We start from the raw sequence: 25,709 nt of genomic DNA on the forward strand, positions 1-25,709 counted from the left end.
TGAAATACTGATGTTGCTATATTGTAAACATTCTATGCATTATTTAAAACAAATATTACACCAAGCTAAACAAACTCTTATAAGGGAGGTAATAGTAGATCGTCATCTTGTTGATAGTATACATGAAATATGTACACAATATGGAAATGACATTTTTCTGGTTGCAGATGAAAATACAGCAGAATTTTTGAGCAAAAACACATTTAATAAAATTTCTCACTTAATTATTCCTAGTAGTATTATTAGGCCTCTTGCAAAACCATATGTCATTTTAAATGCTTCTGAAATTTTGTCATCTCAGTATTCTGACATTGGGATCCAGAAAAAAGGAGTATGGATCCCAATGTCAAGCACTAGAATGATACCAAGCGGAGAAATGATACTAAACAGAGCTGCTTCTCTTGAAACTGTCAACTTAGTTAGAGATAGGGCAAAAGATAGTGATTTAATAGTTGCACTTGGTAGTGGCACTATTAACGATATCTGTAAGTATGCAAGTTACCTAGAGGGCAAAAACTACATATCCTTTCCAACAGCTGCTTCTATGAATGGATATACCTCTGCAAACGCTTCTATCTTAGTAGACGGATATAAAAGGTCTTTCGTAGCACACCTTCCCAAGGCAATATATATTGATACCAATATAATTGCTAATGCACCACTTCGCCTGACATTAAGCGGATTTGCAGATTTCATTTGTCGTTCAACAGTGCAAGCTGATTGGCTATTATCTCATCTATTGCTTGGCACAGAATATAATGAATTACCTTTCACACTTGTTCGTGATCTAGAGGAAATTTTACTCAGAGAGTATCTTGCGCTCTCAGAAAGAAGCAAAAAAGTGGTCTTATTACTTATGGAAGCCTTGCTGATTTCAGGACTTGGGATGGTAATATCGAAAGGCAGCTACTCTGCAAGTCAAGGAGAACATATAATAGCTCATACAATGGAGATGGTAACAAAAGATTATTTTTCTGCATTACATGGTGAAAAAATTGCTGTTGCGATGATCACTATGGCTAATTTGCAGGAAAAGATATTGTCAATACAAAATCCCATCGTTAAACCAATAAGCTGCTTCAGTGTTATTCCAATGTCAAACGCTAAAATTCAAAAAGTGAATCAGTGTTATACTGCTTGGATGACAGAGGGCTTAACAGGGTGCTTTGATGGTACTGAATTTATAAAAATCCTAAAGCAAAAGCAAATTTTGCAGCAGAAGATTAAAGAGATCCTTTATAAGGAATGGAATAATATTTCTAACTTAATTAAGCAAAATTTGTTACCTGCGAAGCGCCTGCAAAAAATGTTTGAAGATTTATCAATTCCACATTTACCAGAACACCTTGGTTGGAACAAAGAGCAGTATTGCAAAGTGGTTAGCTTTGCATTTACAGCAAGGGATAGATTCACCTTTCTTGATCTAGCTCACTGTATAGGAGAAAGTAAAGTGTTGTAGCTAAAGATAATTTAAGAAATTGTTGATGTTTTTATTTCCTAGTAATTGCTCTATATTTGCTTAGGTAAAAGTTGATATAACTCACTATAACGGACTTTGCTTGTTGTAATTTTTATGCTTTCGGGTAACAGTGCAATACTTGACATCAATAGACTTTTTTGTCGAGTGGGTGAACTTGATATCCTCTATTATGTTATTAGTAGGTTTAATAAATTTACTACTATTCTTAAATAGATAATTATTCCTACTACAGCGTATAGTTTTAGAAGAAAATTGGAAGCTTAAAGTGCTTTTCTTTTTGTTATTAAGCGAAATTGCTAGTGTTAAAATCAGGACATTTTCAATGCTTCAATTACCACAATATCCAGCAATTGACTAGATATAATTTGATTTCTTTGAGGGAGAAAGAATATTAAAGTTTTAGCTATAGCAAACGGAAAGCTCAGTAATCCTTCTATATGGGTCAAAGTTTTCTTTTGGGTATATATTATATTAATTCTTTTGCTGCAGCAACAATGATTAGGTAATTTCTATATATTATACAATATTTGCTGCAATGTTTATTCTCTTGTAAATCCGGAGACAACGATGAAACCGGCTTTGATCAAATCAAATACCAGCTTACTGGCAGGATCTTCCTTATTTACTGAAGAGTTAAGCTTATTGATTATTATAATCATCTCATGACTTAATGATGACATACAGCTAAGTGTAGCTGTACAGAGGAGGTAATCTTATATGCTTCTTTTAAAGTGCTGGATAACCTGAAATGACATACAGGTATGATTTTAGCTTCGGTTTTCTTTGCACTATTGGTTCTTTTCATGTATCTTGAACACTATATAACTTTTTGTTGAGTTCTTTGTCTACAACTCACACGCTCTCTTAGTCATGGAAGGCTTAGTTAGCCTAAAGCTTTTAGCTAAACTCAACTATGTCTCTAGTTCCTTATTATTTAATTTACTTGTCTTCATGAAGAAGTTTTCTTCTAACTACTTGGAAGTGACTTAATGTTTGTTAGCATTTAAACTATAATAATAATGAAAAAGTTTGAATTTCTTGTCAATTTAGTGTACCAAAGATGGGTAAATATACATTGTTTTATGACACATTTTATTACGGATAAATGTATAAAATGTAAATATACAGATTGTGTAGAGGTGTGTCCTGTTGACTGCTTCTATGAAGGTAAAAACATGCTTGTAATTAATCCAGATGAATGTATTGATTGCGGGGTATGCATACCTGAATGTCCAGTGGATGCAATCGTAACTGATGATTCTATAAAAGATATTTTAGAATTAAATGAAGAGTTACTGAGTAAAGAACAAAAAAATTTTAAGTTATTTTACGATATAAATGTAGAATATTCGCGGAAATGGCCAAATATTACGGCTAAAAAACAACCTTTGAATACTGCAGAAGAGTATAAGGAAAGAAAAGACAAAACAGCTTATTTTGATGAGAACCTAGAATAATATCATTCATTGAGGAAAAGAAAAGCTTCTCTTAGTGTCTTATGCTGGTTATTTTGTTTGCATTTAACAGCATGTAATTTAGCTAATTTACTTAGAAATAAGTTAATCTAAATAGTAACATAATAGTTTTATTACTGTTTAATTATTAATAGATAATGTATTTAAAATAGCCATATTAGCGCGGGACATGAGTTACAGCAAACCGTGTAAAAACTACTAAAGGTGCTATAGTGTATTTAATTGACTAAGTTATATTTTTAGTCTATTACTCATTGTTTTATTTATATTATTAGTATTAGGGGAGAGGTGAACCTCCTTTACTGGTATTTTTAATCATGTCTTTCCTAATGTTGATATAGCTATTGAAAGTTACTTATAAGCAAGTGGTAAGTATATAATAGTAGGGTAGTAAGTAAGAAATGAGGAAGAAACATCTAATAGATTTGTAAAAGGGAATGGGTTAGAATAAAAGAATATTTCAGAGTTCAGTGGTATAGGAAAAGAAAGTAAGTCATCAAAATATGGAAAAGAAGAATATTAAATTCAATTCTATACATATTACATACAGAATACTTAATAAAGGTACTTATTACACAATTTTCTGTTATGAAAAGCAGTGAATGAACAATTCAAAAAGTTGAAGAAGCATGGAATCTGTCTATTTAAATTGCAGAAAAATGGGAGTTAAAGGCTATGATGGGAGTGGAAAAGTAAAGGGTGAGAAAAAAGACATAATAGACTTTGGATGTACAGAAATCATTACCTAAGTTGCTATCAACTAAAAAGTAAGGATCTAAATGTAGCTCAGTAAATGGGTTACTAAAAGGGTTTCTATTTATTGAATCAACAGGATAGAAAGCACCAAAGAAACAAAATTTATTTGTAACATTCACTGATGGTTTTATATGCCTTGCTGTAAATGTGATTGTGGTAGAAAGGAATTTCCCACAATTTTACTGATTGGTGAATGATATCTAGGAGAATACTTTTAAACATCAATAAAAGAACAGGATATCCTGTTCTTTAAGAGAACACCGGTTGCTAATAGTGCCTTTACTGCAAAAGCTTCAATGTTCTGATACTAAATTGTACAACTTTTCATTGTAATATCAGCAAGTGATCTAAAGTCTTTTTCTGCTCTAGATAACTTTCTATGTTCTCCCTTTAATGTTTTTATTTCTTTAAAAATTTTTGCACGAAGGTAGCGAATTTCTTATTATTTACGGTATGACTATAAAGCTCTTATAATGGATCTTCAAAGATATCATTTCGGTTATTACTAGCATAAATATTTACTGCATGTTTATAAAGAAGTTTATTAAATCAGGAAGTTGTTCTTTAAAATTGACCATCTACCTAGTTCATTGATGATTGACGAACAATCGCTGATGTAAAATAGTATTTCTTCTCTATTATCTCTTATCTCTACTTTATTAACGCTTGTTTCACTTTCTAGTAGAAGTCTTGTTATTTTTATATCTAATAATAACTTTACTGCTTCTTTATTCTTATTTTTTCTCATATAAATAGTGCTATGAGTTTTAGTATAGCTATCTCTTATATAAAGTTAGTTAACTTCTTTAGTAAAGATTTAATTAGTAGTACACGTGTAGCTTCTTTTCTCTGCGATCAATTGCGCTATGCAAGAACGTTTATTTCTGATCTGATACTATAACTATTGTGTAACTTGAACCTAAAACTTAGATTGACTTATATTCTTTTTACTTTATTATATATGAAAATCTTTCCTTGGCTAATTTTTTATTTCTTCGTAAATTTGGTATGATTAATCTTACTATGGTCAATATATCACTTATCCTTGCAAATATGTTGATCAACTTTTTGAAATGGGGCTCATTTTTTTGTACTGTATTATTAAGATAAAGCTGTTTAATGATATATGGTAAACCTGAAGAAGGTTAGGATTTTTGTTTTCGATGCTTATACCTATTACCGTAAAACATAGTTGCCTATAGTTTTGAAAGAGAGTTAGTATCAAGTTATCAATAAACTACTTATGAGATAAGTTTTATGGAAAGTAGAGCTAAAACTTGGTCTATTTAGCCGATTGGTGACCAAGTTATTATATTTAGTAAAATACTGATAATCTATACTTTTACAAGTGTGAGTTTTAAAAAAAGAGCTTAGACCTACAATTATGTAAGTTGTATTGGCAAGTTTAGCATGTGCTTGAACTTTTGCCATCTCACGATTTTTCAGTGGTGATTGCAATTGGAGCTCATTTGGTTTTATTTGAACTACTCATTTGAACGTGCCTGTTTTCCTCTTACCTGATTTGAACTGATATTTTCAATTAATACAGACAATTTCAAGCCTTCCTATGTTGGTGATTTGAGCGTTTTTTTATAGTTTGTTTGCTAAGGTTATATGTTGGAAAACCTGATTGTATACATAATGCTATTTTATGTGTTGATGCTTGCATTCATGTTTTTATCTAAACATGTTTTCAGAGAGCTATTTTAAAAGTACTTAATAAAGAGCTTAATTAATAAGAACGGTAATGTATTCTATACTTGTGGTGCTGGGATTAAGGGGTATCTAGGTAACCTTAACAGTAGGTGCTATTACTTCTGGAGTATTTCTGATCTTTAACATCTCAAGAGTTTTGGGATTATTGAGCAACTCAGAGTTTTATGTAAGGGAATCAGATGAAGCAATTGCGATTGTTGGTTTGGTCTTGTAATCAGTGCTCCCTAATTGCAGGTTGAACCTAAAATTTATCTAGAATGGAAGGTACACAATCTCTTCTCTATTATATAGAGTGTTTCAATTATCATTTTGCTATGTGGCTATTTAAAAGTTTATATTATATGCTTTTATATGTTGACGTTTGGTCTTCTTGCAGGGCACATGTGCTTGATTTTACTTGTTGGAAGCGAAATTGTGGAATGGTGATATAAGCATATTATTGTCTATTATTAACAGATTTGTGTTTAAAATGAGGTAGAGAATTAGAGCGTTAATTCTAGCACTTCTTACAAGTTATCAAATAGTGTTTTTTGATATTTGGAGTGTTAGCAACTGCTAGTATTTTAAATTATGCTGTAAAAAAGGAATATCGTAAAATAAAGTAGCTGGGTCTAGAGTTAATTATTATTTTATATTTGCATATTGTAATAAATTATGGATTACGTTGTGACAAAAGACATAACAGTAATTAAAGCAACAATAGCTGAAGGTATCAAGAAATTGGATTGTCAAAAGAAGACTCCACTGCAATAATAGACGATATATTGGATAAAATAAAGATAAGCTTAGCAAAGGAAGGAATAATGAAAATATCATTATTTATTTGGGGCGTTCTTAGTTAAAAAAAGAAAGACCAGGGAATATACCAAAAACATCAGGAAGAATGGTGATTCAAGCGAGAAATTCGGTTTTTTTAGACCTTCAAAAGTAATAAAGAAATTAATTAATAAATAAGAAAGTTACTCTACATGAAGAGAAGTTGCTAAAGAGCATACTTGAATAATGTATTTAAGGTACTGGGGAAATCAATTCTGTCAAGTAAAATCTATAGAGAATGAGGAAAAAGGTTATATAGTTATAAGTGTGTAGGTTATAAAAAATAAAGCATATGTTATATGGTAAAATATGTATGATAGAAAGAGTGTAAAGAGAATTTGATGATGGTGTAAAAAGTTAATCGCAGTTCGAAGGATTTGTTGCAAGAACTTACCCACAGGGATTATTTGATCAGCAAAATAAATAGTAAAGGAAATGGTCAGTAACCATAAGTGTATGGCATGTAAATTGTGTGTGTATAATTAAAAAGGTAATCAAGAAAAGTGGTGAACTTATATTTAAAAACGTCTGTGTCGTTAAGTGGTAAAGTAAGAATTTAGTTAATATTTACCCTTGCGATTAAGAAAAAATCAATACATTCACAATAGATTTAGTTTATGTTTTGTGTGTGGATGTTAGAAATGAAATTTTACATAGGTAAAGAAAGAAGAATAGCAAATATAGTAACTCAATACTGGAGTGAGGTAAAAGGGCCAAATAGAAATTGGCCAGGAAGGCATGAGATAGATGTTGCCGAAATAGTGGAATCTTGGCAGCACTGTTTTATTATTGAAGTTAATGATTGTGGTTATATTTGTGAAAACGCAGGAAGAAAGGCTATTGAGTTCTATGGGTTTGAAAAAAGTATGCGTATTGATAGCAAATATGCAATTGATGCACTATTTTTGCACCTATATAAAATAGATGTAATTATTGATAAATTTGATGCTGTGGTAGATGGTAAGTGCTTGATCAACGAAGAGGAAGAGAGTGAAAGTGTTAAGATGAGGCAGGTTTTGTTGCCACTTGGAAACAAAAAAGATATAACACACATACTGGGCTTAGTTACATTTAAGCTTCTTTAATATACAATTTTAGCTTGTACTATAGCTTTAGGTTGTATATTATAGCATTATAAGTTACAATGCTGCTCTATTCTTTAATAGAGTTAATTAAGTAGTTTCTTTTGAAAGAATTGGGGTGATAATCTTTATATGTAAATTTATATGAAAAAAATGAAATTGAAAACGAAATCTTCTGTTAAAAAACGTTTCAATCTTACAGCTAAGGGTAAAGTTATTTCTACTCAATCAGGTAAAAGGCATGGTATGATAAAAAGGAGTAAATCTAGCATTCGTAATCAACGTGGTACAGTGATTCTTGGCAAGTCTGACTCGCGTATAATTAAGCTTTATATGCCTTATGGTATTTAATAAAATGGAGGTAAGATAGAATGGCTAGAGTAAAACGTGGAATTACCACTCACGCTCGTCATAAAAAAATATTGAAGTTAGCGAAAAGCTATAGGGGACGTGCAAAAAATTGTTACAGAATTGCTCTACAAAGGGTTGAAAAAGCATTACAGTACGCTTACAGGGACAGAAGAAATCGTAAGCGTGATTTTCGTAGTCTGTGGATAATACGTATTAACGCAGCAGTAAGGGAACATGGGCTTACTTATGGTAAATTTATACATGGACTCACCCTTGCTAAAATTTGCTTAAATAGAAAAGTTCTTGCTGAAATGGCTGTTAATTATAAAGATGATTTTAAAAGATTAATAAAAACTGTCAACAGCAAATTAGTAGAAAATTCTTGATCTCCTTAAACGAAGCAGCATGAGAGTTATTTTTATGGGGTCACCTGAATTTGCTGTTAGTACACTAAACCTATTATTAAAGTCAAAAAATGAGGTAGTAGCAATATATACCAAGGCTCCCAAGCCCTCAGGGCGTGGGCAAAGGCTAACGAAATCTCCTATACATGCTGTCGCTGAAAAAAATGATATAGAGGTGTGTGCTCCTACATCGCTTAAATCTTTAGTAGAGCAAGAAAAGTTTAAGAGTTTCAAACCAGATGTTGCGGTGATTGTTTCATATGGATTGATTCTTCCAAAAGAAATTTTGAATATTCCTAAGTATGGTTGTATTAATATTCATCCTTCACTGCTGCCTAGATGGCGCGGTGCAGCTCCCATACAACATGCAATTTTAGCAGGAGACCGAGAAACTGGAATTAGCATTATGCAGTTGAGTGAGGGATTAGATTCTGGTCCTATTTTAAAGCAGAAAAAATTTGTGATTGAAAAAGATGATAATTACAAGACATTGCACGATAAATTGTCTATATTAGGCAGTAATTTGCTGATGGAGGTATTAAATGAAATTGAAAAACAGGTTCCTTTGGAGCAGGGAGATGATAATATATGCTATGCTGATAAAGTGGAAGACTATAGGATATATGCAAATAATGCTTGTGAAATTGCCTATAGGAAAGTTAAGGCATTTTACCCTAAAGCGTTTGTCAAGATAGGGAACAAACGTCTCAAAGTACTAGATGCTGATTTCGAAATAAATCTCTCTTTAACTTCAGCGCAAGGTGAGATTATTAATGATAATATGCATATAAGCTTAGAAAACGGCGTTTTGATTCCTAAAGTGGTCCAAATGGAAGGAAGAAACCCTTGCAAAGTTGCGGATTTTGTCCGTGGCCTAAAATTAAACATAGTGAAAAAGTTTATAGAGTGAGCAACTCTCCTTGTATAGTCAATTTACTTGATTGATATGTCAAAGCAAGTGTCAGAGCAGGGCTACACCTGGCGGTTTTGTGATGAAATAAATTTCTCAACACTACTAATAACAAAATTAGTTGTACTATCAGCTGCCTCATCTAGTTTGTCGTTTATGCTTTTCCCTATTTCTTCACCCTTAAAACACTCACGTAGAGCTAAAGCAGCTATAGCTGCATATGCTGCTGCAGTTGACCAAGTTTGTGCTGCAATAAGCAGTGATAGCCAGCCTACAAATGTGGATATTAGCCCAATAGCTAGATTTGTGATTTCGTCTTGTGTTGTTTTTTGTGTTATTTGGTTTTGATATGCCTGTTTACCCTTTAAGATGTTTAACGCTGCTTTGGAAGTGATTTTTATTGCTATTGCTATAATCGAGGCTATAATTAGCCTTGCAGCTATTCTTGCTAAAAGGAAAATCGATGATAGCATTGTTATGAATAATAATGAGCTGGATAATGAGCTGGCTGCTATAATGTGCCACTTTTTATTTATTTGCTTAGTTTGATTTTCATTATTGCACATAATAAGCCTTATACTTTGCTTAAATGACTTATTTAAGTTAACATGAGATATGAGAGTAGTCAAGGTATGTCTATATATAGGGAATATATTAAAAGTATTTTCTGTATTATTCTTTGCTTATTTATGGTTAGGTTTAGAATTTTAGAAAGAACTTTTTACCTATTATGTTATTTAAAACTCTTATATACTACTTTAAGATCAGTTAGAAAGAATGAAGTGCAAGATGCAGTTTTAGTTTTACAAAGTGGTAAATCCTTTTTAGGGAAGTCAATAGGTAAAAAGGGTAAGTGTGTAGGTGAGATTTGTTTTACCACTTGTGCTACTGGTTACCAGCATACTATAACTGATCCTTCCTTTGCTGATCAAATTATAATGTTTACTTTCCCTCATATCGGTAACATTGGAATAAACAGCAAAGATAGTGAAGGAGAAAAAGTTTTTGCAAGTGGTGTAATTATACGCGAACTTTCTCCTGCATCTCATCCTTCTTCATATATTAGTTTAAATGATTGGTTAGAGAAAAATGATGTAGTTGGAATATCAGGAGTTGATACTAGAGCCTTAACTAGATATTTAAGAAAGCATGGATATCAAAATGGAATGATATGTTCATTGACCTATCCTTTAGGGTGTAATGCTGGTGCCTATAGCAATCAAGCTATTCAAGTGATAGAAGATTTATCAAATGAGTTAGGTGAATACAAATTTATAAATGGAATGGAAATAATTAATGTAGTTAGTTTGAGTAATGATATTGATACGCCTGTCGTTCAAATAGCTGACACTAGAGCTCAGAGTATTGAAAAGTATAAAGTCATAATAGTTGATTTCGGCGTAAAGTCTAGTATAGTTTCACGCTTAGTAGAGCTTGGATGCATAATTAAACTAATTAGGCCAGATAAAGGTTTTTCTCAGAGAATATTAAATATGTGTCCGGATGGCATAGTACTTTCAAATGGTCCAGGTGATCCACAAAAAATAGGAGAGAACATAATCTCAGAAATAAATGTTATTATAAAGTCCAAAATACCAATTCTTGGAATATGTATGGGTCATCAATTGCTTGCGATTGCCTTAGGAGCAAAAACTACTAAGATGAGTGTTGGTCATCGAGGGAGTAATCATCCAGTTTATAATGTAAATAGTAAGAAAGTTGAGATTACTAGCCAGAATCATGGCTTTGTTGTCGATCCATATTTTTTACCAAGAAATGTGGAGGTTACTCACGTTTCTCTATTTGATAACAGTATAGAAGGAATAATGATGAAAAATTATCCAGTTTTCTCTGTGCAATACCACCCGGAAGAAGCGCCAGGTACTCATGATTCACATTACTTATTTAAGTACTTTATTAATAATATTAAATTATATAAGACGAAATCTATATAATTAAAATTATTAAAGATTTTACTGCTTGATTTTTTACTTTTAGGTATTTATTATAAATATAATAAGAGATTAAGTTGAAATGCTGAGGTAATACTTTCTTAATAAATTTTTGTGGAGGGGTGACCGAGTGGTTAAAGGTAACAGACTGTAAATCTGTCCGCGAAAGCGTACATAGGTTCAAATCCTATCTCCTCCATTGTGCGGGTATAGCTTAATTGGTAGAGCTCTAGCCTTCCAAGCTAGTGGAGTGGGTTCAAATCCCACTATCCGCTCTTTTTTTTTGTTGTATTTTTGTAAAATCAATATATTACTATTGATGTATTTTGCATTTTAGGTAGAAAAGTTTAGGTTATGGGACAAATAGTAGAGGCATTTGGTAAGCCACATGTGAATGTGGGAACAATAGGACATGTAGATCATGGGAAGACAACGTTGACAGCAGCAATAACGAAGTACTATGGACATTTCGTAGCATATGACCAAATAGATAAAGCACCCGAAGAGAGAAAAAGGGGAATAACAATAGCAACAGCACATGTCGAGTATGAAACAGATAAGAGACACTATGCACATGTTGACTGTCCCGGGCATGCTGATTACGTAAAAAATATGATAGTAGGTGCAGCACAAATGGATGCAGCAATATTGGTAGTGTCCGGAGTCGATGGGCCAATGCCGCAAACAAGAGAGCATATATTACTAGCAAAGCAAGTTGGTGTTAAGTATATTGTTGTGTATATAAATAAAGCTGATGTAGCTGATCATGATATGATTGGTTTAGTGGAGATGGAGGTCAGGGAATTGTTGAGCAAGTATGAATTTCCTGGTGATGATGTTCCTGTAGTGATTGGGTCTGCATTAAAAGCGCTAGAAGATGAAGACAGTGAATATGGAAAGAAGTCAATAGAAAGATTGATGGAAAAATTAGATGAATATGTAGCAGTTCCACCAAGGCCTGTGGATTTACCATTTTTGATGCCAATTGAAGATGTATTTTCAATACCGGGACGTGGGACAGTAGTAACAGGAAGAATAGAAAGAGGAGAAATAAAAACAGGTGAAGAGATAGAGATAGTAGGTTTGAAAGCAACGCGGAAGACAATATGTACAGGAGTAGAAATGTTTAAAAAGTGCTTAGATAAGGGGTGTGCTGGGTTGAATGTAGGAGTATTGCTAAGGGGAACAAAAAGAGAAGAAGTAGAAAGGGGTCAAGTATTAGCAAAGCCAAATTCAATAACACCGCATAAGAAGTTTAAAGCAGAGGTATATGTATTGAAGAAAGAAGAGGGAGGAAGACATACACCATTTTTTGAAAATTATCAGCCGCAGTTTTATATAAGAACTACGGATGTGACAGGAAGTATAAAATTGTTAGAGGGAAAAGAGATGGTAATGCCAGGGGATAATGTGAGTATAGAAATAGAATTACAGGTACCAATAGCAATGGATAAGGGGTTGCGTTTTGCAATAAGAGAAGGTGGTAGAACTGTTGGTTCTGGTGTTGTTTCTGAAATTTTGGAGTAAAGTGTGTGGTAACTGAGATAGAGCAAGAGATACATATTAAGATAGAAGCTTTTGATTGTTCAAGGCTAGAGGAGTATATTAGAAAATTTGTGCGTGAATTTAAGGATAAATTAAAACATTCTGGTACAAGGTTGTCTGGTCCAGTTGCTTTGCCAAGGAGGAATCTTAAGTTTAACGTCAATAGATCACCTCACGTTGATAAAAAATCTCGTGAGCAGCTTGAACGGAGGACTTCTAAGCGTTTGATTGTTTTATATAATCCTACCTCTGCTATAGTGCAGATGCTTGGGAGCTCATCTTTCCCTTCTCCTCTTCCTGGAGTAGAAGTTGATTCAAAAATTAAGAAGGTCATAAAATTTAAGAAGAAGGGATGAAAAGAATAAATTCATTAAAAAGAATTGGTTTATTAATGAAAAATGTTGGTCATACTACTATATATTCTAGCAGTGGTTGTGTAGCTGTAACTTTATTGCATCTCAGCGAGACTTATATTGTTGATGTAAAGGAGCAAAGTAAGTGTGGGTATAATTCAGTTATTTTAGGTACTGGAGATTTTAAAAATATTGCGAAGCCTCAGTTGGAATATTTGAAAAAAAGGGGAATAAAAAATAGATGTAAGTTATATGAAAGTAAATTAAATAACCTCTCGGGGATAAGATGTGGTAAGAAAGTAGGTGTTAGCCATTTTGTAGTTGGTCAATATCTTGATATTACAGGGTATTCGATTGGTAAAGGATTTGCTGGTGTAATGAAGCGACATAATTTCAGTGGGCTTAGAGCGTCTCATGGTGTTTCTATTGCTCATAGGTCGCAAGGTTCTACAGGTCAATGTCAGGATCCTGGTAAAGTATTTAAAGGCAAGAAAATGGCTGGTCATTTAGGCAGTAGTAGAGTAACTGTACAAAATATGAAGGTGTTATTTATTGATTATGAAGATAGTATAATTGCTATAAAGGGTAATAATGTTCCTGGGTTTAGAAATTCTTATGTTTTTGTAAGGGATGCGATTAAAAAGCCTTTGCATAAAGATGCTCTTTTTTCGGCAGGTTTGCTATTAGATACAAGTAATGTTAATACTAGTAATTTGGTAAGTTAGTTATGGAATGTAAATTAGTTGATTTATCCAGTGGTGATGTAGGTGTTGTTCAGCTTAACCCTTTGATGTTTTTTGTTAAACAGAAATTGAATATTTTACATGATATAGTTATGTGGCAATTGGCAAAAAGAAGGGCTGGTACTCATAAAACAAGAGGTATCAGTGATATTTCTGGTACAACAGCTAAGCCTTATAGTCAGAAACGTACTGGTAGAGCAAGGCAAGGTAGTCTACGATCTCCTCAATTTAGGGGTGGGGAAATTATTTTTGGTCCTGTTGTAAGAAGTCATGCTTATTCTCTTAATAAGAAGGTGCGTGAGCTTGGTTTAAGAATTGCTTTATCTCTAAAGTATTTTAATAATCAAATAATTATTCTTGATAGTTTAGATATTAATGTAAGGAAGACATCTGAAATGTGTAGATATGTTAAAAAATTTAAATTTTCTTCCTTCTTGATAGTTGGTGATTATGGAGATAATTTGCTGCGGGCTACTAGAAATTTGCGCTATGTAAATTTGATCAAGCCTATTGGATTAAATGTCTTTGATATGTTAAATCATGAGTGTATAATGCTGACAAATGATGCTTTAAAGAGTCTTGAAGATAGGTTATTATGATAAAATATGATAGTATAATAAAGTGTCCTATAATTACAGAGAAAGCTTCTTTTTTAAAAGAGAAATTTAATAAATATTCTTTTTATGTTTTTGTAAATGTAAATAAGCATAAAATAAAGCTGGCAATAGAGTCTCTATTTAGAGTTAAAGTTTCATCTATAAATGTTGTTATGGTTAACCCTAAACGTAGATGCTTTAGGGGTGTAGTTGGTTATGAAAAACGAAAAAAGAAGGTTTATTTTTCTTTGGTAAATGGTCAAAAATTAAATATAATGAGTATTTAATATGGGAATAAAGTTTCTTAGTCCTGTTACCCCTTCTTCTCGTGGAACTGTATTAGTAAGTAGGATTGGGTTGTCAAAAGATAGACCAGAGAAATCCCTTACATTTGGTAAAAAATCTAGTGGTGGAAGAAATAATTGTGGTAGAATTACAACTCGTCATAAGGGTGGTGGTCATAAAAGGAAGTATAGGGTTGTAGATTTTAAGCGTAATAGAGGTGATCAAGGTATAGTTGAAAAAATAGAGTATGATCCGAATAGAGGTGGATTTCTAGCATTAATATCATATAGAAGCGATAATGTTAAGTCTTATATATTGGCTCCACAAAATATAAAACCTGGTGATCTTGTAATGTCAGGTGATGGTGTTGATATAGTAACAGGTAATTGTTTACCGTTAAAATATATACCTGTTGGTTCTTTTGTTCATGGTGTTGAATTGAAGCCAGGTAATGGTGCTGTAATTGCTCGGGCTGCTGGTTGTTATGCGCAAATTGTCGGTTATGATGGTAACTATGTTTTATTACGATTAAGGTCTGGTCAAGTTAGGCTGATTTTATCTTCTTGCAAGGCTACTGTTGGTGTAGTATCTAATCCTGATCGTAAAAACAGGAAATTTGGTAAAGCTGGAAGAAGTAGGTGGTTGGGGATTAGACCTACTGTTCGTGGAGTTGCTATGAACCCAGTTGATCATCCTCATGGAGGTGGAGAAGGGAAAACTTCTGGTGGGCGCCATCCTGTTACTCCTTGGGGTATTGCAACAAAAGGGAAAAAGACTCGTAAGAAAAATAAATTTAGTGACAAGTATATAAAACAGTTAAAGGGTTAGTTTATGAGTAGATCTGCATGGAAATCACCTTTTTGTCATCCTTCTGTACTGAAATTAGTGAATAGGGCTTTAAAAGAGGGTACTATTAATAAAATAATAAGAATTCATTCTAGAGCTTCTGTAATTCTTCCTAATTGTTTAGGCTTAAGATTTGCTGTTTATAACGGTAAGGATTATGTTCCTGTTAATGTTAATGATCAAAATATGATAGGTCATAAATTTGGTGAATTTTCACCTACTCGTAAATTTAATGGACATAGTGGTGATAAAAAGGCAGTGAGAAGGTAATTAGTATGAAGGATAGATGTGTAGTGATTAAAGCTAGTTCTAGGGTTTTAAAGTCAACTCCTCGTAAATTGAATTTGGTTGCCAGTTTAGTGCGTAATAAAAAGGTTTCTTTTGCTACTATGCAATTGAGATTTTGTGAGAAGAAAGTTGCTAGCCTTATAGCAAAAGTATTGAATTCTGCAGTTGCTAATGCTCAACATAATTATGGGTTAGATATTGATGGTTTATATATAAAGGAGATTTTAGTAGGTAAGTCTTTTACTTTGCGTAGAGTATACCCAAAGGCTATGGGTAGGGCTAATAGGGTTAATAAGTATTATAGTAGTATAACTATAAAATTAGAGGAAGTTATATAATTTTAAGAGTGTAAAATTGGTGAGGAAAGTATAAAATATGGGGCAAAAGGTTAATCCTATAGGATTAAGGTTAAAGATCAATGCTAATACTTGGGATTCTGTTTGGTATGCTAGTAAAGATTATAAAGAGAAATTGCATCAGGATTTATCTATTCGCAGTTACATAAATAAATCTTTTAAGCATGCAGGTCTTTCCAGAATAATTATAGAGCGTAAAGGTGATTTGATGTCTGTGACAATACACTCTTCTAGACCTGGGGTGATAATAGGTAAGAAAGGCTTAGATATTGAAAAGATAAAACAGAAAATAGCTAGAAAAGTAAAAGATAATGTAGAAGTGAATGTGGTAGGAGTAAAGAGACCTGAGATAGATGCGGCCTTGATATCAAACAGCATAGCACAGCAATTAGAAAAACGGGTTTCATTTAGGAGAGCAATGAAAAAAGCTATTCAAAGTTGTTTGAGAATGGGGGGAAGAGGTATTAAAGTAAGTTGTTCTGGACGTCTTGGTGGAGCTGAAATAGCTCGCACTGAATGGTATAAGGAAGGTCGTTTACCTTTACACACTTTGCGTGCTAATATAGATTATGCTTTATGTGAAGCAAAGACTATATATGGTATTATAGGAGTTAGAGTTTGGGTTTATATTAGTAATTGAGGTATATTGAAATGTTTGTCCCTAAAAAGAGTAAATATAGAAAGGTATTTAAAGGGAGAATTAAGGGTAGTACAAAAGCTGGTGGTACATTATCTTTTGGAGATTATGGTTTAAAAGCTATAGAGGCAGGTAGGATTCAGTCTAAGCATATTGAAGCTGTAAGGCGTGTAATATCTAGAACGTTGAAACGTTCTGGTAAAGTGTGGGTAAGGATTTTTCCTAATATTCCTGTTAGTAAAAAACCTGCTGATGTACGGATGGGTAAAGGAAAAGGTAGCGTTGAGTTTTGGGTATTTAAAATTAGGCCTGGTAGAGTGTTATTTGAAATTAGCGGTGGTGTTTCTATATATTTGGCAAAATTGGCATTTGAAAAAGCAGTTGCTAAGCTTCCTGTAAAATGTAAATTTGTATCTAATCATAGTTGAATGGAGTTACTATGGGTATAGTTGAGATTAGATCAAAATCATCGCAAGAGTTGTGTCAATTTCTTATAAGCTTGAGGAAAGAGTTTGTTAATTTAGCTTTTCAAAAGAAATTGGGGCAGTGTAACAATATTGCGCGTTTTAGTTTGATAAGGAAAAGCATAGCTCGTGTTTTGACTGTATTAAATGAAAGAAGAATAGAGGAAAAGAATGCCTAAGAAGATTTTGCGTGGTGTTGTAATTAAAGCTGAGTGTGATAAAACTGTAAAGGTTTTGGTGTTGCAGGTATATAAAGATAAGCTGTATAAAAAAGTTGTAAAAAAATACAGAAAATATACGGCACATAATGAAAGTAATAATTGTAAAACAGGGGATAGAGTTTTTATACAGGAACATAAACCTATTTCTACTACTAAAAAGTGGATTGTTATTCAAGTCTGGTAAAGTGTTTGTATGATTCAGAAAAATACATTGTTAGAAGTGGCTGATAATTCTGGTGCACGTAAAGTGCTTTGCATTGGTTTATTAGGTGGCAAGAAATCTGCATCTGTAGGTGATACAGTTATTGTATCTGCTAAGTCCATTAACCCAAAGGGAAAAGTTGAGAAGGGGAAAGTATACAGAGCGGTTGTTGTTAGGGTGAAAAGTTGTGTTAGAAAGTCTGATAATTCTGTAATTCGTTTTTCTAGTAATGCTGTAGTTTTAATTAGTAATCAAGGTGAGCCATTTGGTACTCGAGTATTTGGTCCAATAAAGAAGTTACCGTCTGGTTCTTTTATGAAAATAATGTCATTAGCTATTGAGGTTTTATGATGAGTGCGAAAATAAGGAGTGGTGATGACGTTATAGTTTTAGCTGGCAGAGATAGAGGAAAAATTGGTAAGGTGATTAAAGTTTTAACATATGATACTAAGAAAAGGGCAATTGTCTCTGGGGTAAATATATATAAAAAACATGTTAAGCCGAAATCTGGTAATAGTGGTGGTATATTGGATAAGGAGTTGGCTATTGATATATCTAACATTGCAGTGTTAGATCCTAAGTGTAAAGCTCCAACTAGAGTGGGATTTAAGGTTGTAGATGGTAAAAAAGTACGTTTTGCAAAAGTTTCTGGGGAAGTAATAGATTAAGATGATATGTTCAAAGAATTATATAGAGATAGCATAATAAAATCCTTAAAGGATAAGTTTAACTATAGCAATGTAATGCAAGTACCCAGGCTTATTAAGGTATGTATTAACATGGGTGTTGGGGATGCTGCTACGGATAGTAAAGCAATAAATGAGCCGTTTGGGTGTCTGCATTTAATTACAGGACAAAAACCTGTTTTAACTTTTGCGAAAAAATCTATTTCTGGGTTTAAGGTAAGAAAAAATGCTATAGTAGGCTGTAAAGTAACTTTACGTAGGGGTAAAATGTATGAGTTTTTAGAAAGATTAATATATGTTACTTTACCGCGGGAAAAGGATTTTAGAGGATTTAGCATAAAACAATTTGATGGTAATGGTAATTTTTCTTTTGGTATAAAGGAGCATATATCATTTTTAGAAGTAGATTATGATAAAGTTAGTAAAATTAGAGGTATGGATATAAATATTGTAACAAGTGCAGATAGTGATGAAGAAGCAAAGCAGTTATTACTAGCTTTTAGATTTCCCTTCTTTGATTGATTAAAGAGGATATATATATGGCAAAAAAATCTATGATACAAAGAAATCTTCGTAGGGTGAAGTTGTGCGATCAGTATAGGGAGAAAAGAAGGGAATTAAAATCTATTATAAATAATAAGAGTATACCTATGAGTGAAAGATTTGCTGCTCAAAGTAGGCTGATTAAGGTGTTACCTAGGGATTCTTCTAAAATCAGAATCAGAAATAGATGTGTTTTAACTGGTAGGCCAAGAGGAGTATATAGGGAGTTTGGTTTGTGTAGAATTGTCTTGCGTGATTTATGTGCTTTTGGCAAAATTCCAGGAGTTACAAAATCTAGTTGGTGAATGTAATATAGGAGTATATTATGGCGTTATCTGATAGCATTGGTGATTTTTTGACAAGGATACGTAATGCTCAATTAGCAATGCATAGGACAACAAGGGTTTTGTTTTCTAGAGTAAATTCTTCTATGCTGAAAATTTTAAAAGATGAAGGATATATTCTTAATTATCAGAAAGAAATTATAGGTAGTGTGCCGTTTTTTATTGTAAAGTTGAAGTATTATGAAAGGTTGCCTGTGATTAGTAGTATAGTTAGAATATCAAAACCTGGTTGTCGTTGTTATTCTAAGTATAAAGACATTGCTAAAGCGTATAATGGGCTTGGTGTTTTTATTATATCTACATCTAAAGGGGTAATGACCGACTTCAATGCACGTAGGTTAAAAGTTGGTGGGGAGATTTTGTGTCGTGTATTTTAAGTAGTGGGGTAAATTTATGTCTCGTATAGGTGCTTTACCTATCAATATTCCTGCTGGTGTTTCAGTTGAGTATGATGATGGTGGGGTATTAATAAAAAGTGCTAGAGCAGAAAAAAAAATTAGGTTAAATAGTAATATTATGTGTTGTGTTGTTAATAATCAGTTACTGCTTTCTATTAGCCAAGGTAAGAGTAACTATGATGAAATGAAGCCTATCTGGGGTACTTATAGAAGTAATATTAACAATATTATTAATGGTATGATTAATGATTTTTCTGTTGATCTTGAGGTTAATGGTATAGGATATAAAGCGGAGTGTGATGGTAAATATTTGACTTTGTATCTTGGTTATAGCCATAGTATTAAATATAAAGTACCTAAAGATATCAAAATCAAGTGTATAAAACCAGTTCACTTAGTAGTTAGTGGTATAGATAAGCAAAAAGTTTGCATGATAGCGTCTGATATATGTAAAATTAGAAAATATGACCCTTATAAAGGTAAGGGTATTGTAGTGAAAGATAAATTTATGTTGCGTAAAGTTGTTAATAAAAAGAATTAATGAAAATGAGAAGGTTGTATAATTTTCTAAGTAATTTAAAAAAAAGGAAATTGCGTAATAGAAAGAAGCTCAATTATGGTGATAAAAAACGCTTACGTATATCTGTATTTAAGTCTAATAAGCATTTTTACGCTCAATTGATCAATGATGAAAAGGGAGTAACTCTCGTTTCTGTCTCTACTTTGGATGCTAAGATTAAGGATGTATGTAGAGGTAGGGTTAATGCTGAAACTATAAGACAAGTTTCTTCTTTAATGATTGAGCGGTTATCTGATATGAAATTAGAGCGAGAATTAGTATTTGATCGTGGAGCATGTAAGTACACAGGGTTAATTTCTCAATTTGCTGAGGCTTTAAGGAGTTCTGGGTTTAAGTTTTGAAAAGTTTTGAGGTATGGCTGTAAAGAATTTACAAGATAATAATGATTTATCAGAGCTTTTAGTTTCAGTACGGAGAGTAACTACAGTTACAAAGGGTGGTAGGAGGTTTTCATTTTCAATTTTAGTTGTTGTTGGAGATGAGAGGGGTAGAGTAGGGTGTGGAATGGGTAAGCATGCAGAAGTTGCCGAAGCAAGAGTAAAGGCTGTAAATGCTGCAAAAAAATCTATGGTTAGAGTATATTTGCGTGAAGGTAGAACTTTGCATCATGATATTAAAGCTAAGTTTTGTTCTGGTGAGGTAGTTTTAAGGGCAGCTAGAGCTGGAACAGGTATTATTGCTGGTGGAGCAATTAGGGCAGTTTTTGAGGTATTAGGTATAAAAGATGTAGTGGCTAAATCTACGAGATCAAATAATCCTCATAACGTTATATGTGCAGTATTTGAGGCTTTTGATAATATGTTATCTCCTCGTCAAGTTGCAAGTAAGAGAGGTAAAAAGATTAGTGAGATAGTTGAAAATAGGTAAAGTATGAATAGTGCTACGAAATTAAACTCTATATTTTATAAGTTATCAAAGAAAAAGAGGTCTAAATTACTGGGTAGAGGTATTGGTTGTGGTAGAGGTAAAACATCCGGTAGAGGGCATAAAGGACAGAAGGCTAGAAGTGGTGTTTCTATAAATGGGTTTGAAGGTGGGCAGCAGTCTATATATACTCGTCTACCTAAAAGAGGTTTTAATCCTGTGTGTAGAAATATATGCTCAGTAGTTAATGTTGGTGGTGTGCAGCGCTTAATAGAGGCTAAAAGGATAGTAGAAGGTTCTATTATAGATAAGGAAATGCTATATAAGTTAGGTTTTATAAAGTCTATTAAAGGTAAAGTTAAGCTTCTTAATAAGGGTAAGTTGAGTGAGAAATGCGTATTTCATGTTGATTTTGTGTCAGAAGCTGCAAAAAAATCTGTAATTTCAGTTGGCGGTAGTGTAGAAGTACTATCATAAATAATGAGCAGTAAGTCCGCATTTAATAATTTGGATCCTGCGTTATTATATAAAGGTGATTTATTGAAGCGTATACTTTTTACGCTAGTCGCTTTAGTTTGTTACCGTTTAGGTACTTATGTACCTATTCCTGGAATTAATCTTGATATAATTAATGATATCTTTCCTAAAGAAGGTTCTGGTGTCTTTGGGGTATTTAATCTGTTTTCTGGTGGTGCGTTAGCTAGAATGACAATCTTAGCGCTAAGTGTTATGCCATATATAGTTGCATCTATAGTTATGCAGTTATTATCTTCTGCCATTAAAGGAATTAATGAAGTTAAGAATGATGGAGAGTTAGGACGTCGAAAGATGAGTTCTTACATATACTGTATGACCGTAGTATTTTGTCTGTTTCAATCAGTCACTATTTTAATTGGATTAGAAAGAATGAATAGAGAAGGAGTGCTAGTTGTAATCGAACCTGGTTTTATGTTTCGTACGGTAGGGGCATTTAGCCTTTTAGGTGGAACAGTGTTTCTAATATGGCTTGGTGAGCAAATTAGTGCTAGTGGTATAGGTAATGGTATCTCATTAATCATTTTTACAGGTATAATATCAGAATTACATAGTGCTTTTTCATCACTGTTGACATTAAACAAAAGTGGTAATGTATCGTTGCTTATTATCCTTTTTGTTTTAGTAGTATTTTTCTTGCTGTTGCTTCTGGTTATTTTTACAGAGTCCTCTTATAGAAAAGTTGTTGTTCAGTATCCTAGAAAGCAGTTTAAAAGATTGCATAATGACGATTTTACTTATATACCGTTAAAGATTAATCTATCTGGTGTAATACCAACTATTTTTGCTAATGCAATTTTATTAACTCCTATTTCGGTTGCAAATTTTTTCAATGGGTATGCTTTTTCTGATTTTATCTTAGATTACTTAGTAGCAAATAAAATAATTTATATTATAGCTTATTTAGCACTTATAGTATTTTTTAATTTCTTTTATACCAATTTTATATTTAATCCAGAAGAAAACGCTAATTTTCTTAAAAGAAATGGTGGCTTTATACCTGGTAGAAGACCTGGAAAACATACTTCTGATTACCTTCAAGAAATAGTTTTAAAGTTAACATTTATTGGCTCTGCGTATCTAGTGGTTATATGTGCTGTACCTGAAATTATAAGATATTATTATAATATACCGTTTATTTTTGGTGGAACGAGCTTATTGATTATAGTTAATGTTGTTACTGATACTATTATGCAAATACAATCCTATATTTTTTCGAATAGATATGATAGCTGGATAAAGAAGTATGAGTCTAGAACAAGAAAATTGAGATGATTATTATAATCTTTGGTCCTCCTGGCTCTGGTAAAGGTACTCAGTCAAGTCTTCTAATAGCAAAGTATAGCTTGAAGTTAATTTCAGTAGGGGATTTATTGAGAAGTATTATATCTAGTGATAGTAAATTAGGGAAAGAAATAAAGAGTAATGTAGAGTCTGGTAATTTAATTCAAGATGAAGTTATATGTGAATTATTATATGACCAGATTGCATTTGTAGGTGATAGTTTTTTATTGGATGGTTTTCCGAGAAATCTGAATCAAGCTCATTTCCTAGCTCAGATTTTGCGAGAAAAGTATAATAGAAATGTGAATATTGTTATTGAATTGAAGATTGACGATAGGATTGCAATTGATCGATTAAGAAATCGACTTGTATGTTTAGACTGTAAAAGTATATACAGTGTATCTTTTTTTAAGAAGAATAATAATCTTGTTTGTATAAGATGTAAAAATATGAAGCTGGAAAGAAGAATTGATGATTCTGATTTATCTGTGATTAGTAAGAGAATAAGAGAGTATTATATACAAATAAAGAGTTTACGTGAATATTATAGAGATAAATTATTAACAATTAATGCTAATCTTAATGTAGTTCAGGTGAAGCAGGAGATCGAAAGCAAGATTTCTTGTAATTTGATTTGATTCTTGGTTATTTATATAGTATAAATCAAGAATTATTACTAATGAGAATATTGGAGTTTTAGTGGTACGTATTGCAGGTGTAAATATTCCAGTAAAGAAGTGTGTTCCTTTTGCGTTAACTTATATATATGGTATAGGTATTGCTACTGCGAATGCAATTTGTCGTGCTTGTGAAATTAATAAGAATAAACGTATTTCAGAGTTGCAAGATAAAGATATAGAGAGGATCAGTAGTTTTATTAGACAAAATTATATTATAGAAGGTGAGCTTAGGAAAGAAGTAGCTATGAATATAAAGTCTCTAGTAGAAATGGGATGCTATAAAGGAGTCAGGCACAGAAAAGGTTTGCCTGTAAGAGGACAAAGGACTCATACTAATGCTAAGACTCGTAAGGGTAGGTCTCATTTGCCTATTGCTGGAAAGAAATAAAATTTATTATGAGTTATGAAAAAGATAAGAACGGTTGGTAAAGGTATAAAGAAGTTTGTTACTGGAGTTGTTCATATTCGCGCAACTTTTAATAATACTTTTATAAATGTAACTGATATTCAAGGTAATACTTTATATCAAACTTCTGTTGGTGCACATGGTTTCTCAGGTTCAAGAAAATCTACACCCTATGCTGCAGGTAGAGCTTCGGAATTCGCTGCAAAGATTGCAGTAGAAAAGTTTGGCATGAAAGTTGTTTCTGTGATAGTACGTGGCCCTGGTTTTGGAGCTGAAGCTGCGGTTAAAGCGCTTCAAAGCTATGGATTAACGGTAACCTCAATTGCAGATAAAACTGCAATTCCTCATAATGGATGTAGGTTAAGAAAAAAAAGAAGAGTATAAAATATTTAAGAAGGTTGTTTTATGTATCATAATGATAATGTTACTATTTTTAATAATTTAAGTAAATTGACTAAGCCTAGTTCAATTAAGGTGTTGCCAGGTGATTCAAATGAAAAAGGCGATATAGTACTAGAACCATTGGAGAGTGGTTTTGCTTTAACGCTTGGTAATGCACTAAGGCGTGTGATGTTATCTTCTCTTATAGGTAGTGCTGTTTATGGAATAAAAATTGAAGGTGTAACTCATGAATTTACTTCAATTCAAGGAGTAAGGGAAGATGTGACTGATATAGTATTGAATGTAGGTATGTTAAGGTGTAAATTGAATGGTACTTCTAATAAATGCTTAAGTTTGAATGCTAAAGGGCCTTGTCAAGTAGTTGCTGGAATGATAGAAACTGATGATCAATGTTCTATTGTTAATAAGAGTTTGTTAATATGTACACTTGGACAGAATGTGGAGCTTAATATGACTATATATGTAGCTAGTGGAAAAGGCTACCTTCCTGTTACTAAATATAAGGAAAATGAGCTTTTGAAGCTTGTTAGTGAGCGGGATCTAAAGGGATTCATCCCGGTTAATGCTTTATATAGCCCTGTCAACAAGGTTTCATATAAAGCAGAGAATAGTCGTGTTGGTCAAGTTACTGATAAGGATAAGTTGATATTGTCGGTTGAGACTGATGGTACAATTTCCCCGAGTCAGGCTGTTGATTCTGCTGCAAGGATATTACAAGAGCAACTACAACCTTTTATTAACTCTGATATAGGTCATAAAAAGTCACAAGTTTCTTCATCTAGCAGTTATAGGGATTTAGGTTATGACCCTATTTTATTACGTAAGGTAGATGAAATGGAGTTGTCTGTTAGATCACATAATTGCTTGAAAAATGAAAATGTTACTTATATAGGTGATCTTGTTCAGAGAACAGAGAGTGAAATGTTAAGGACTGCTAATTTTGGGAGAAAGTCTTTGAATGAGATTAAGGCGGTTTTAAGTAATTTTGGTTTGTCTTTAGGAATGGATGTCCCAAATTGGCCGCCTAAGGATATAGATGAATTAGCTAGACAACATACTGATGAAGACTAGGTGATATATGAAACATAGGATAAAAAAGCGTAAACTATCTCGTCGAACTGAGCATAGGTTATCGATGCTGAAGAACTTGTCTATCTCTCTAATTATCCACGAGCAAATTATAACTACTTTGCCAAAAGCTAAGGAGCTTCGTCCATATGTAGAAAAGTTTATTACTTTTGCTAAGAATAAAAACACTTTACATGGGAGAAGGCTTTTACTTTCACGTCTTCATAATAATAAATTAGCAGTTGATAAATTACTAGCTATTTTAGCTAGCCGTTATCAAGGTCGTAAAGGTGGGTATTCTAGAGTAGTAAGGTTTAATATTCGAAGGGGTGATTGTGCTTCAATGGCAGTGGTAGAGCTGGTTGATAGGAGTACTGTAATAAAAGGTAAGGTTAATAATAGAAGCAAGGAAGAAAGTAAAATAGTAACAAAAAGTTAATTA

At 32.8% G+C, this 25,709-nt stretch carries 37 protein-coding genes and 2 tRNA genes; 36 read left to right on the forward strand and 3 right to left on the reverse strand.

What is annotated here, in order from left to right; genetic code table 11:
* The first annotated feature begins 34 nt into the window (after window positions 1-34).
* On the forward strand, window positions 35-1,459 hold the full coding sequence (locus GOY12_RS00950) for an iron-containing alcohol dehydrogenase (protein ID WP_175818217.1): 1,425 nt from the start codon (window positions 35-37) through the stop codon (window positions 1,457-1,459).
* Between the two features lie 560 nt (window positions 1,460-2,019).
* On the opposite strand, the gene GOY12_RS00955 is transcribed toward GOY12_RS00950, so the two are convergent.
* On the reverse strand, window positions 2,020-2,160 hold the full coding sequence (locus GOY12_RS00955) for a hypothetical protein (protein WP_175818218.1): 141 nt from the start codon (window positions 2,158-2,160) through the stop codon (window positions 2,020-2,022).
* Between the two features lie 402 nt (window positions 2,161-2,562).
* On the opposite strand from GOY12_RS00955, the gene GOY12_RS00960 reads away from it, so the two are divergent.
* On the forward strand, window positions 2,563-2,937 hold the full coding sequence (locus GOY12_RS00960) for a ferredoxin family protein (RefSeq protein ID WP_175818219.1): 375 nt from the start codon (window positions 2,563-2,565) through the stop codon (window positions 2,935-2,937).
* Between the two features lie 1,318 nt (window positions 2,938-4,255).
* Here the strand turns inward: GOY12_RS00960 and GOY12_RS00965 are convergent.
* Window positions 4,256-4,459, reverse strand: a complete 204-nt coding sequence (locus GOY12_RS00965) for a hypothetical protein (RefSeq protein WP_175818220.1) — start codon at window positions 4,457-4,459, stop codon at window positions 4,256-4,258.
* Between the two features lie 2,425 nt (window positions 4,460-6,884).
* On the opposite strand from GOY12_RS00965, the gene GOY12_RS00975 reads away from it, so the two are divergent.
* From GOY12_RS00975 to fmt, 4 genes are all read left to right on the forward strand, one after another.
* On the forward strand, window positions 6,885-7,328 hold the full coding sequence (locus GOY12_RS00975) for a PAS domain-containing protein (protein ID WP_175818221.1): 444 nt from the start codon (window positions 6,885-6,887) through the stop codon (window positions 7,326-7,328).
* A gap of 141 nt (window positions 7,329-7,469) precedes the next feature.
* Window positions 7,470-7,676, forward strand: coding sequence for a 50S ribosomal protein L35 (gene rpmI / locus GOY12_RS00980; RefSeq protein WP_175818222.1), 207 nt, complete (start codon window positions 7,470-7,472; stop codon window positions 7,674-7,676).
* 20 nt (window positions 7,677-7,696) lie between these two features.
* On the forward strand, window positions 7,697-8,062 hold the full coding sequence (rplT, locus tag GOY12_RS00985) for a 50S ribosomal protein L20 (RefSeq protein ID WP_175818223.1): 366 nt from the start codon (window positions 7,697-7,699) through the stop codon (window positions 8,060-8,062).
* A 19-nt stretch (window positions 8,063-8,081) separates the two neighbouring features.
* On the forward strand, window positions 8,082-8,990 hold the full coding sequence (gene fmt, locus GOY12_RS00990; protein WP_175818224.1) for a methionyl-tRNA formyltransferase: 909 nt from the start codon (window positions 8,082-8,084) through the stop codon (window positions 8,988-8,990).
* 62 nt (window positions 8,991-9,052) lie between these two features.
* Here fmt and GOY12_RS00995 read toward each other — a convergent pair whose 3' ends face one another.
* A complete protein-coding gene (locus GOY12_RS00995; RefSeq protein WP_175818225.1) occupies window positions 9,053-9,556 on the reverse strand; it encodes a hypothetical protein in 504 nt (167 codons plus the stop codon).
* A gap of 216 nt (window positions 9,557-9,772) precedes the next feature.
* Here GOY12_RS00995 and carA point away from each other — a divergent pair, with 216 nt between their 5' ends.
* The 30 genes from carA to rplQ all read left to right on the forward strand — a co-directional run bounded on the left by carA (window position 9,773) and on the right by rplQ (window position 25,706).
* Complete coding sequence (gene carA / locus GOY12_RS01000) at window positions 9,773-10,945, forward strand: glutamine-hydrolyzing carbamoyl-phosphate synthase small subunit (RefSeq protein WP_175818226.1); 1,173 nt, start codon at window positions 9,773-9,775, stop codon at window positions 10,943-10,945.
* Window positions 10,946-11,058: 113 nt separating this feature from the next.
* Window positions 11,059-11,141, forward strand: a tRNA-Tyr gene (locus GOY12_RS01005).
* Window positions 11,142-11,145: 4 nt separating this feature from the next.
* Window positions 11,146-11,217: transfer RNA gene (locus GOY12_RS01010), tRNA-Gly, on the forward strand.
* A 79-nt stretch (window positions 11,218-11,296) separates the two neighbouring features.
* The gene (gene tuf, locus GOY12_RS01015) at window positions 11,297-12,469 is read left to right on the forward strand and encodes an elongation factor Tu (RefSeq protein WP_175818227.1); all 1,173 of its coding nucleotides are present in this window, start codon (window positions 11,297-11,299) and stop codon (window positions 12,467-12,469) included.
* A gap of 17 nt (window positions 12,470-12,486) precedes the next feature.
* Entirely contained in the window at window positions 12,487-12,843 is a 357-nt protein-coding gene (gene rpsJ, locus GOY12_RS01020) for a 30S ribosomal protein S10 (RefSeq protein WP_175818697.1), read from the forward strand.
* Complete coding sequence (rplC, locus tag GOY12_RS01025; protein WP_175818228.1) at window positions 12,840-13,565, forward strand: 50S ribosomal protein L3; 726 nt, start codon at window positions 12,840-12,842, stop codon at window positions 13,563-13,565. Before rpsJ ends, rplC begins: the two co-directional genes overlap by 4 nt.
* Window positions 13,566-13,567: 2 nt before the next feature.
* Window positions 13,568-14,182, forward strand: coding sequence for a 50S ribosomal protein L4 (gene rplD, locus GOY12_RS01030; RefSeq protein WP_175818229.1), 615 nt, complete (start codon window positions 13,568-13,570; stop codon window positions 14,180-14,182).
* Complete coding sequence (locus GOY12_RS01035; RefSeq protein ID WP_175818230.1) at window positions 14,179-14,466, forward strand: 50S ribosomal protein L23; 288 nt, start codon at window positions 14,179-14,181, stop codon at window positions 14,464-14,466. Before rplD ends, GOY12_RS01035 begins: the two co-directional genes overlap by 4 nt.
* 1 nt (window position 14,467) lies before the next feature.
* Window positions 14,468-15,292, forward strand: a complete 825-nt coding sequence (rplB, locus tag GOY12_RS01040) for a 50S ribosomal protein L2 (protein ID WP_175818231.1) — start codon at window positions 14,468-14,470, stop codon at window positions 15,290-15,292.
* Window positions 15,293-15,295: 3 nt separating this feature from the next.
* Window positions 15,296-15,580, forward strand: a complete 285-nt coding sequence (gene rpsS / locus GOY12_RS01045; RefSeq protein WP_175818232.1) for a 30S ribosomal protein S19 — start codon at window positions 15,296-15,298, stop codon at window positions 15,578-15,580.
* Between the two features lie 5 nt (window positions 15,581-15,585).
* Window positions 15,586-15,936: a 50S ribosomal protein L22 gene (gene rplV / locus GOY12_RS01050; protein ID WP_175818233.1), complete on the forward strand. Its 351-nt coding sequence runs from the start codon at window positions 15,586-15,588 to the stop codon at window positions 15,934-15,936.
* A 37-nt stretch (window positions 15,937-15,973) separates the two neighbouring features.
* Window positions 15,974-16,594 (forward strand): 30S ribosomal protein S3, encoded by a 621-nt coding sequence (gene rpsC / locus GOY12_RS01055; RefSeq protein ID WP_175818234.1) that lies wholly within the window; start codon window positions 15,974-15,976, stop codon window positions 16,592-16,594.
* An 11-nt stretch (window positions 16,595-16,605) separates the two neighbouring features.
* Entirely contained in the window at window positions 16,606-17,019 is a 414-nt protein-coding gene (rplP, locus tag GOY12_RS01060; protein ID WP_175818235.1) for a 50S ribosomal protein L16, read from the forward strand.
* Between the two features lie 11 nt (window positions 17,020-17,030).
* Window positions 17,031-17,234, forward strand: coding sequence for a 50S ribosomal protein L29 (gene rpmC, locus GOY12_RS01065; protein WP_175818236.1), 204 nt, complete (start codon window positions 17,031-17,033; stop codon window positions 17,232-17,234).
* Window positions 17,227-17,460, forward strand: a complete 234-nt coding sequence (rpsQ, locus tag GOY12_RS01070; RefSeq protein WP_175818237.1) for a 30S ribosomal protein S17 — start codon at window positions 17,227-17,229, stop codon at window positions 17,458-17,460. The genes rpmC and rpsQ overlap by 8 nt, the downstream gene beginning before the upstream one ends.
* Window positions 17,461-17,469: 9 nt before the next feature.
* Complete coding sequence (gene rplN / locus GOY12_RS01075) at window positions 17,470-17,829, forward strand: 50S ribosomal protein L14 (RefSeq protein ID WP_175818238.1); 360 nt, start codon at window positions 17,470-17,472, stop codon at window positions 17,827-17,829.
* A complete protein-coding gene (gene rplX / locus GOY12_RS01080) occupies window positions 17,829-18,146 on the forward strand; it encodes a 50S ribosomal protein L24 (RefSeq protein ID WP_175818698.1) in 318 nt (105 codons plus the stop codon). The genes rplN and rplX overlap by 1 nt, the downstream gene beginning before the upstream one ends.
* 6 nt (window positions 18,147-18,152) lie before the next feature.
* Window positions 18,153-18,686, forward strand: coding sequence for a 50S ribosomal protein L5 (gene rplE / locus GOY12_RS01085; RefSeq protein ID WP_175818239.1), 534 nt, complete (start codon window positions 18,153-18,155; stop codon window positions 18,684-18,686).
* A 17-nt stretch (window positions 18,687-18,703) separates the two neighbouring features.
* Window positions 18,704-19,012: a 30S ribosomal protein S14 gene (gene rpsN / locus GOY12_RS01090; RefSeq protein WP_175818240.1), complete on the forward strand. Its 309-nt coding sequence runs from the start codon at window positions 18,704-18,706 to the stop codon at window positions 19,010-19,012.
* Window positions 19,013-19,032: 20 nt separating this feature from the next.
* On the forward strand, window positions 19,033-19,428 hold the full coding sequence (gene rpsH / locus GOY12_RS01095) for a 30S ribosomal protein S8 (RefSeq protein ID WP_175818241.1): 396 nt from the start codon (window positions 19,033-19,035) through the stop codon (window positions 19,426-19,428).
* A gap of 16 nt (window positions 19,429-19,444) precedes the next feature.
* Entirely contained in the window at window positions 19,445-19,990 is a 546-nt protein-coding gene (rplF, locus tag GOY12_RS01100) for a 50S ribosomal protein L6 (protein WP_175818242.1), read from the forward strand.
* A 5-nt stretch (window positions 19,991-19,995) separates the two neighbouring features.
* Complete coding sequence (rplR, locus tag GOY12_RS01105; protein ID WP_175818243.1) at window positions 19,996-20,370, forward strand: 50S ribosomal protein L18; 375 nt, start codon at window positions 19,996-19,998, stop codon at window positions 20,368-20,370.
* A 13-nt stretch (window positions 20,371-20,383) separates the two neighbouring features.
* Window positions 20,384-20,896 carry a 30S ribosomal protein S5 gene (rpsE, locus tag GOY12_RS01110; RefSeq protein WP_175818244.1) on the forward strand — a complete coding sequence of 171 codons (513 nt, stop codon included), beginning with the start codon at window positions 20,384-20,386 and terminating at the stop codon, window positions 20,894-20,896.
* A gap of 3 nt (window positions 20,897-20,899) precedes the next feature.
* A complete protein-coding gene (gene rplO, locus GOY12_RS01115) occupies window positions 20,900-21,370 on the forward strand; it encodes a 50S ribosomal protein L15 (protein WP_175818245.1) in 471 nt (156 codons plus the stop codon).
* 3 nt (window positions 21,371-21,373) lie between these two features.
* Window positions 21,374-22,702 carry a preprotein translocase subunit SecY gene (gene secY, locus GOY12_RS01120; protein ID WP_175818246.1) on the forward strand — a complete coding sequence of 443 codons (1,329 nt, stop codon included), beginning with the start codon at window positions 21,374-21,376 and terminating at the stop codon, window positions 22,700-22,702.
* On the forward strand, window positions 22,699-23,349 hold the full coding sequence (locus GOY12_RS01125; protein WP_175818247.1) for an adenylate kinase family protein: 651 nt from the start codon (window positions 22,699-22,701) through the stop codon (window positions 23,347-23,349). Before secY ends, GOY12_RS01125 begins: the two co-directional genes overlap by 4 nt.
* A gap of 61 nt (window positions 23,350-23,410) precedes the next feature.
* A complete protein-coding gene (gene rpsM / locus GOY12_RS01130; RefSeq protein WP_175818248.1) occupies window positions 23,411-23,779 on the forward strand; it encodes a 30S ribosomal protein S13 in 369 nt (122 codons plus the stop codon).
* 15 nt (window positions 23,780-23,794) lie between these two features.
* The gene (gene rpsK, locus GOY12_RS01135) at window positions 23,795-24,181 is read left to right on the forward strand and encodes a 30S ribosomal protein S11 (protein WP_175818249.1); all 387 of its coding nucleotides are present in this window, start codon (window positions 23,795-23,797) and stop codon (window positions 24,179-24,181) included.
* A 21-nt stretch (window positions 24,182-24,202) separates the two neighbouring features.
* Entirely contained in the window at window positions 24,203-25,270 is a 1,068-nt protein-coding gene (locus GOY12_RS01140; protein ID WP_175818250.1) for a DNA-directed RNA polymerase subunit alpha, read from the forward strand.
* A gap of 7 nt (window positions 25,271-25,277) precedes the next feature.
* A complete protein-coding gene (gene rplQ / locus GOY12_RS01145; protein ID WP_175818251.1) occupies window positions 25,278-25,706 on the forward strand; it encodes a 50S ribosomal protein L17 in 429 nt (142 codons plus the stop codon).
* Window positions 25,707-25,709: the final 3 nt, after the last annotated feature.

Origin of the sequence: Wolbachia endosymbiont of Dirofilaria (Dirofilaria) immitis (assembly GCF_013365455.1) — a bacterium.
Taxonomy (GTDB): Bacteria; Pseudomonadota; Alphaproteobacteria; order Rickettsiales; family Anaplasmataceae; genus Wolbachia.

Coding starts and splice junctions, on each gene's coding strand:
- GOY12_RS00950 (WP_175818217.1), top strand. CDS start 35: ATGCATTATTTAAAACAAATATTACACCAAGCTAAACAAACTCTTATA.
- GOY12_RS00955 (WP_175818218.1), bottom strand. CDS start 2,160: ATGTCATCATTAAGTCATGAGATGATTATAATAATCAATAAGCTTAAC.
- GOY12_RS00960 (WP_175818219.1), top strand. CDS start 2,563: ATGACACATTTTATTACGGATAAATGTATAAAATGTAAATATACAGAT.
- GOY12_RS00965 (WP_175818220.1), bottom strand. CDS start 4,459: ATGAGAAAAAATAAGAATAAAGAAGCAGTAAAGTTATTATTAGATATA.
- GOY12_RS00975 (WP_175818221.1), top strand. CDS start 6,885: ATGAAATTTTACATAGGTAAAGAAAGAAGAATAGCAAATATAGTAACT.
- rpmI (WP_175818222.1), top strand. CDS start 7,470: ATGAAAAAAATGAAATTGAAAACGAAATCTTCTGTTAAAAAACGTTTC.
- rplT (WP_175818223.1), top strand. CDS start 7,697: ATGGCTAGAGTAAAACGTGGAATTACCACTCACGCTCGTCATAAAAAA.
- fmt (WP_175818224.1), top strand. CDS start 8,082: ATGAGAGTTATTTTTATGGGGTCACCTGAATTTGCTGTTAGTACACTA.
- GOY12_RS00995 (WP_175818225.1), bottom strand. CDS start 9,556: ATGTGCAATAATGAAAATCAAACTAAGCAAATAAATAAAAAGTGGCAC.
- tuf (WP_175818227.1), top strand. CDS start 11,297: ATGGGACAAATAGTAGAGGCATTTGGTAAGCCACATGTGAATGTGGGA.
- rplC (WP_175818228.1), top strand. CDS start 12,840: ATGAAAAGAATAAATTCATTAAAAAGAATTGGTTTATTAATGAAAAAT.
- rplD (WP_175818229.1), top strand. CDS start 13,568: ATGGAATGTAAATTAGTTGATTTATCCAGTGGTGATGTAGGTGTTGTT.
- GOY12_RS01035 (WP_175818230.1), top strand. CDS start 14,179: ATGATAAAATATGATAGTATAATAAAGTGTCCTATAATTACAGAGAAA.
- rplB (WP_175818231.1), top strand. CDS start 14,468: ATGGGAATAAAGTTTCTTAGTCCTGTTACCCCTTCTTCTCGTGGAACT.
- rpsS (WP_175818232.1), top strand. CDS start 15,296: ATGAGTAGATCTGCATGGAAATCACCTTTTTGTCATCCTTCTGTACTG.
- rplV (WP_175818233.1), top strand. CDS start 15,586: ATGAAGGATAGATGTGTAGTGATTAAAGCTAGTTCTAGGGTTTTAAAG.
- rpsC (WP_175818234.1), top strand. CDS start 15,974: ATGGGGCAAAAGGTTAATCCTATAGGATTAAGGTTAAAGATCAATGCT.
- rplP (WP_175818235.1), top strand. CDS start 16,606: ATGTTTGTCCCTAAAAAGAGTAAATATAGAAAGGTATTTAAAGGGAGA.
- rpmC (WP_175818236.1), top strand. CDS start 17,031: ATGGGTATAGTTGAGATTAGATCAAAATCATCGCAAGAGTTGTGTCAA.
- rpsQ (WP_175818237.1), top strand. CDS start 17,227: ATGCCTAAGAAGATTTTGCGTGGTGTTGTAATTAAAGCTGAGTGTGAT.
- rplN (WP_175818238.1), top strand. CDS start 17,470: ATGATTCAGAAAAATACATTGTTAGAAGTGGCTGATAATTCTGGTGCA.
- rplX (WP_175818698.1), top strand. CDS start 17,829: ATGAGTGCGAAAATAAGGAGTGGTGATGACGTTATAGTTTTAGCTGGC.
- rplE (WP_175818239.1), top strand. CDS start 18,153: ATGTTCAAAGAATTATATAGAGATAGCATAATAAAATCCTTAAAGGAT.
- rpsN (WP_175818240.1), top strand. CDS start 18,704: ATGGCAAAAAAATCTATGATACAAAGAAATCTTCGTAGGGTGAAGTTG.
- rpsH (WP_175818241.1), top strand. CDS start 19,033: ATGGCGTTATCTGATAGCATTGGTGATTTTTTGACAAGGATACGTAAT.
- rplF (WP_175818242.1), top strand. CDS start 19,445: ATGTCTCGTATAGGTGCTTTACCTATCAATATTCCTGCTGGTGTTTCA.
- rplR (WP_175818243.1), top strand. CDS start 19,996: ATGAGAAGGTTGTATAATTTTCTAAGTAATTTAAAAAAAAGGAAATTG.
- rpsE (WP_175818244.1), top strand. CDS start 20,384: ATGGCTGTAAAGAATTTACAAGATAATAATGATTTATCAGAGCTTTTA.
- rplO (WP_175818245.1), top strand. CDS start 20,900: ATGAATAGTGCTACGAAATTAAACTCTATATTTTATAAGTTATCAAAG.
- secY (WP_175818246.1), top strand. CDS start 21,374: ATGAGCAGTAAGTCCGCATTTAATAATTTGGATCCTGCGTTATTATAT.
- GOY12_RS01125 (WP_175818247.1), top strand. CDS start 22,699: ATGATTATTATAATCTTTGGTCCTCCTGGCTCTGGTAAAGGTACTCAG.
- rpsK (WP_175818249.1), top strand. CDS start 23,795: ATGAAAAAGATAAGAACGGTTGGTAAAGGTATAAAGAAGTTTGTTACT.
- GOY12_RS01140 (WP_175818250.1), top strand. CDS start 24,203: ATGTATCATAATGATAATGTTACTATTTTTAATAATTTAAGTAAATTG.
- rplQ (WP_175818251.1), top strand. CDS start 25,278: ATGAAACATAGGATAAAAAAGCGTAAACTATCTCGTCGAACTGAGCAT.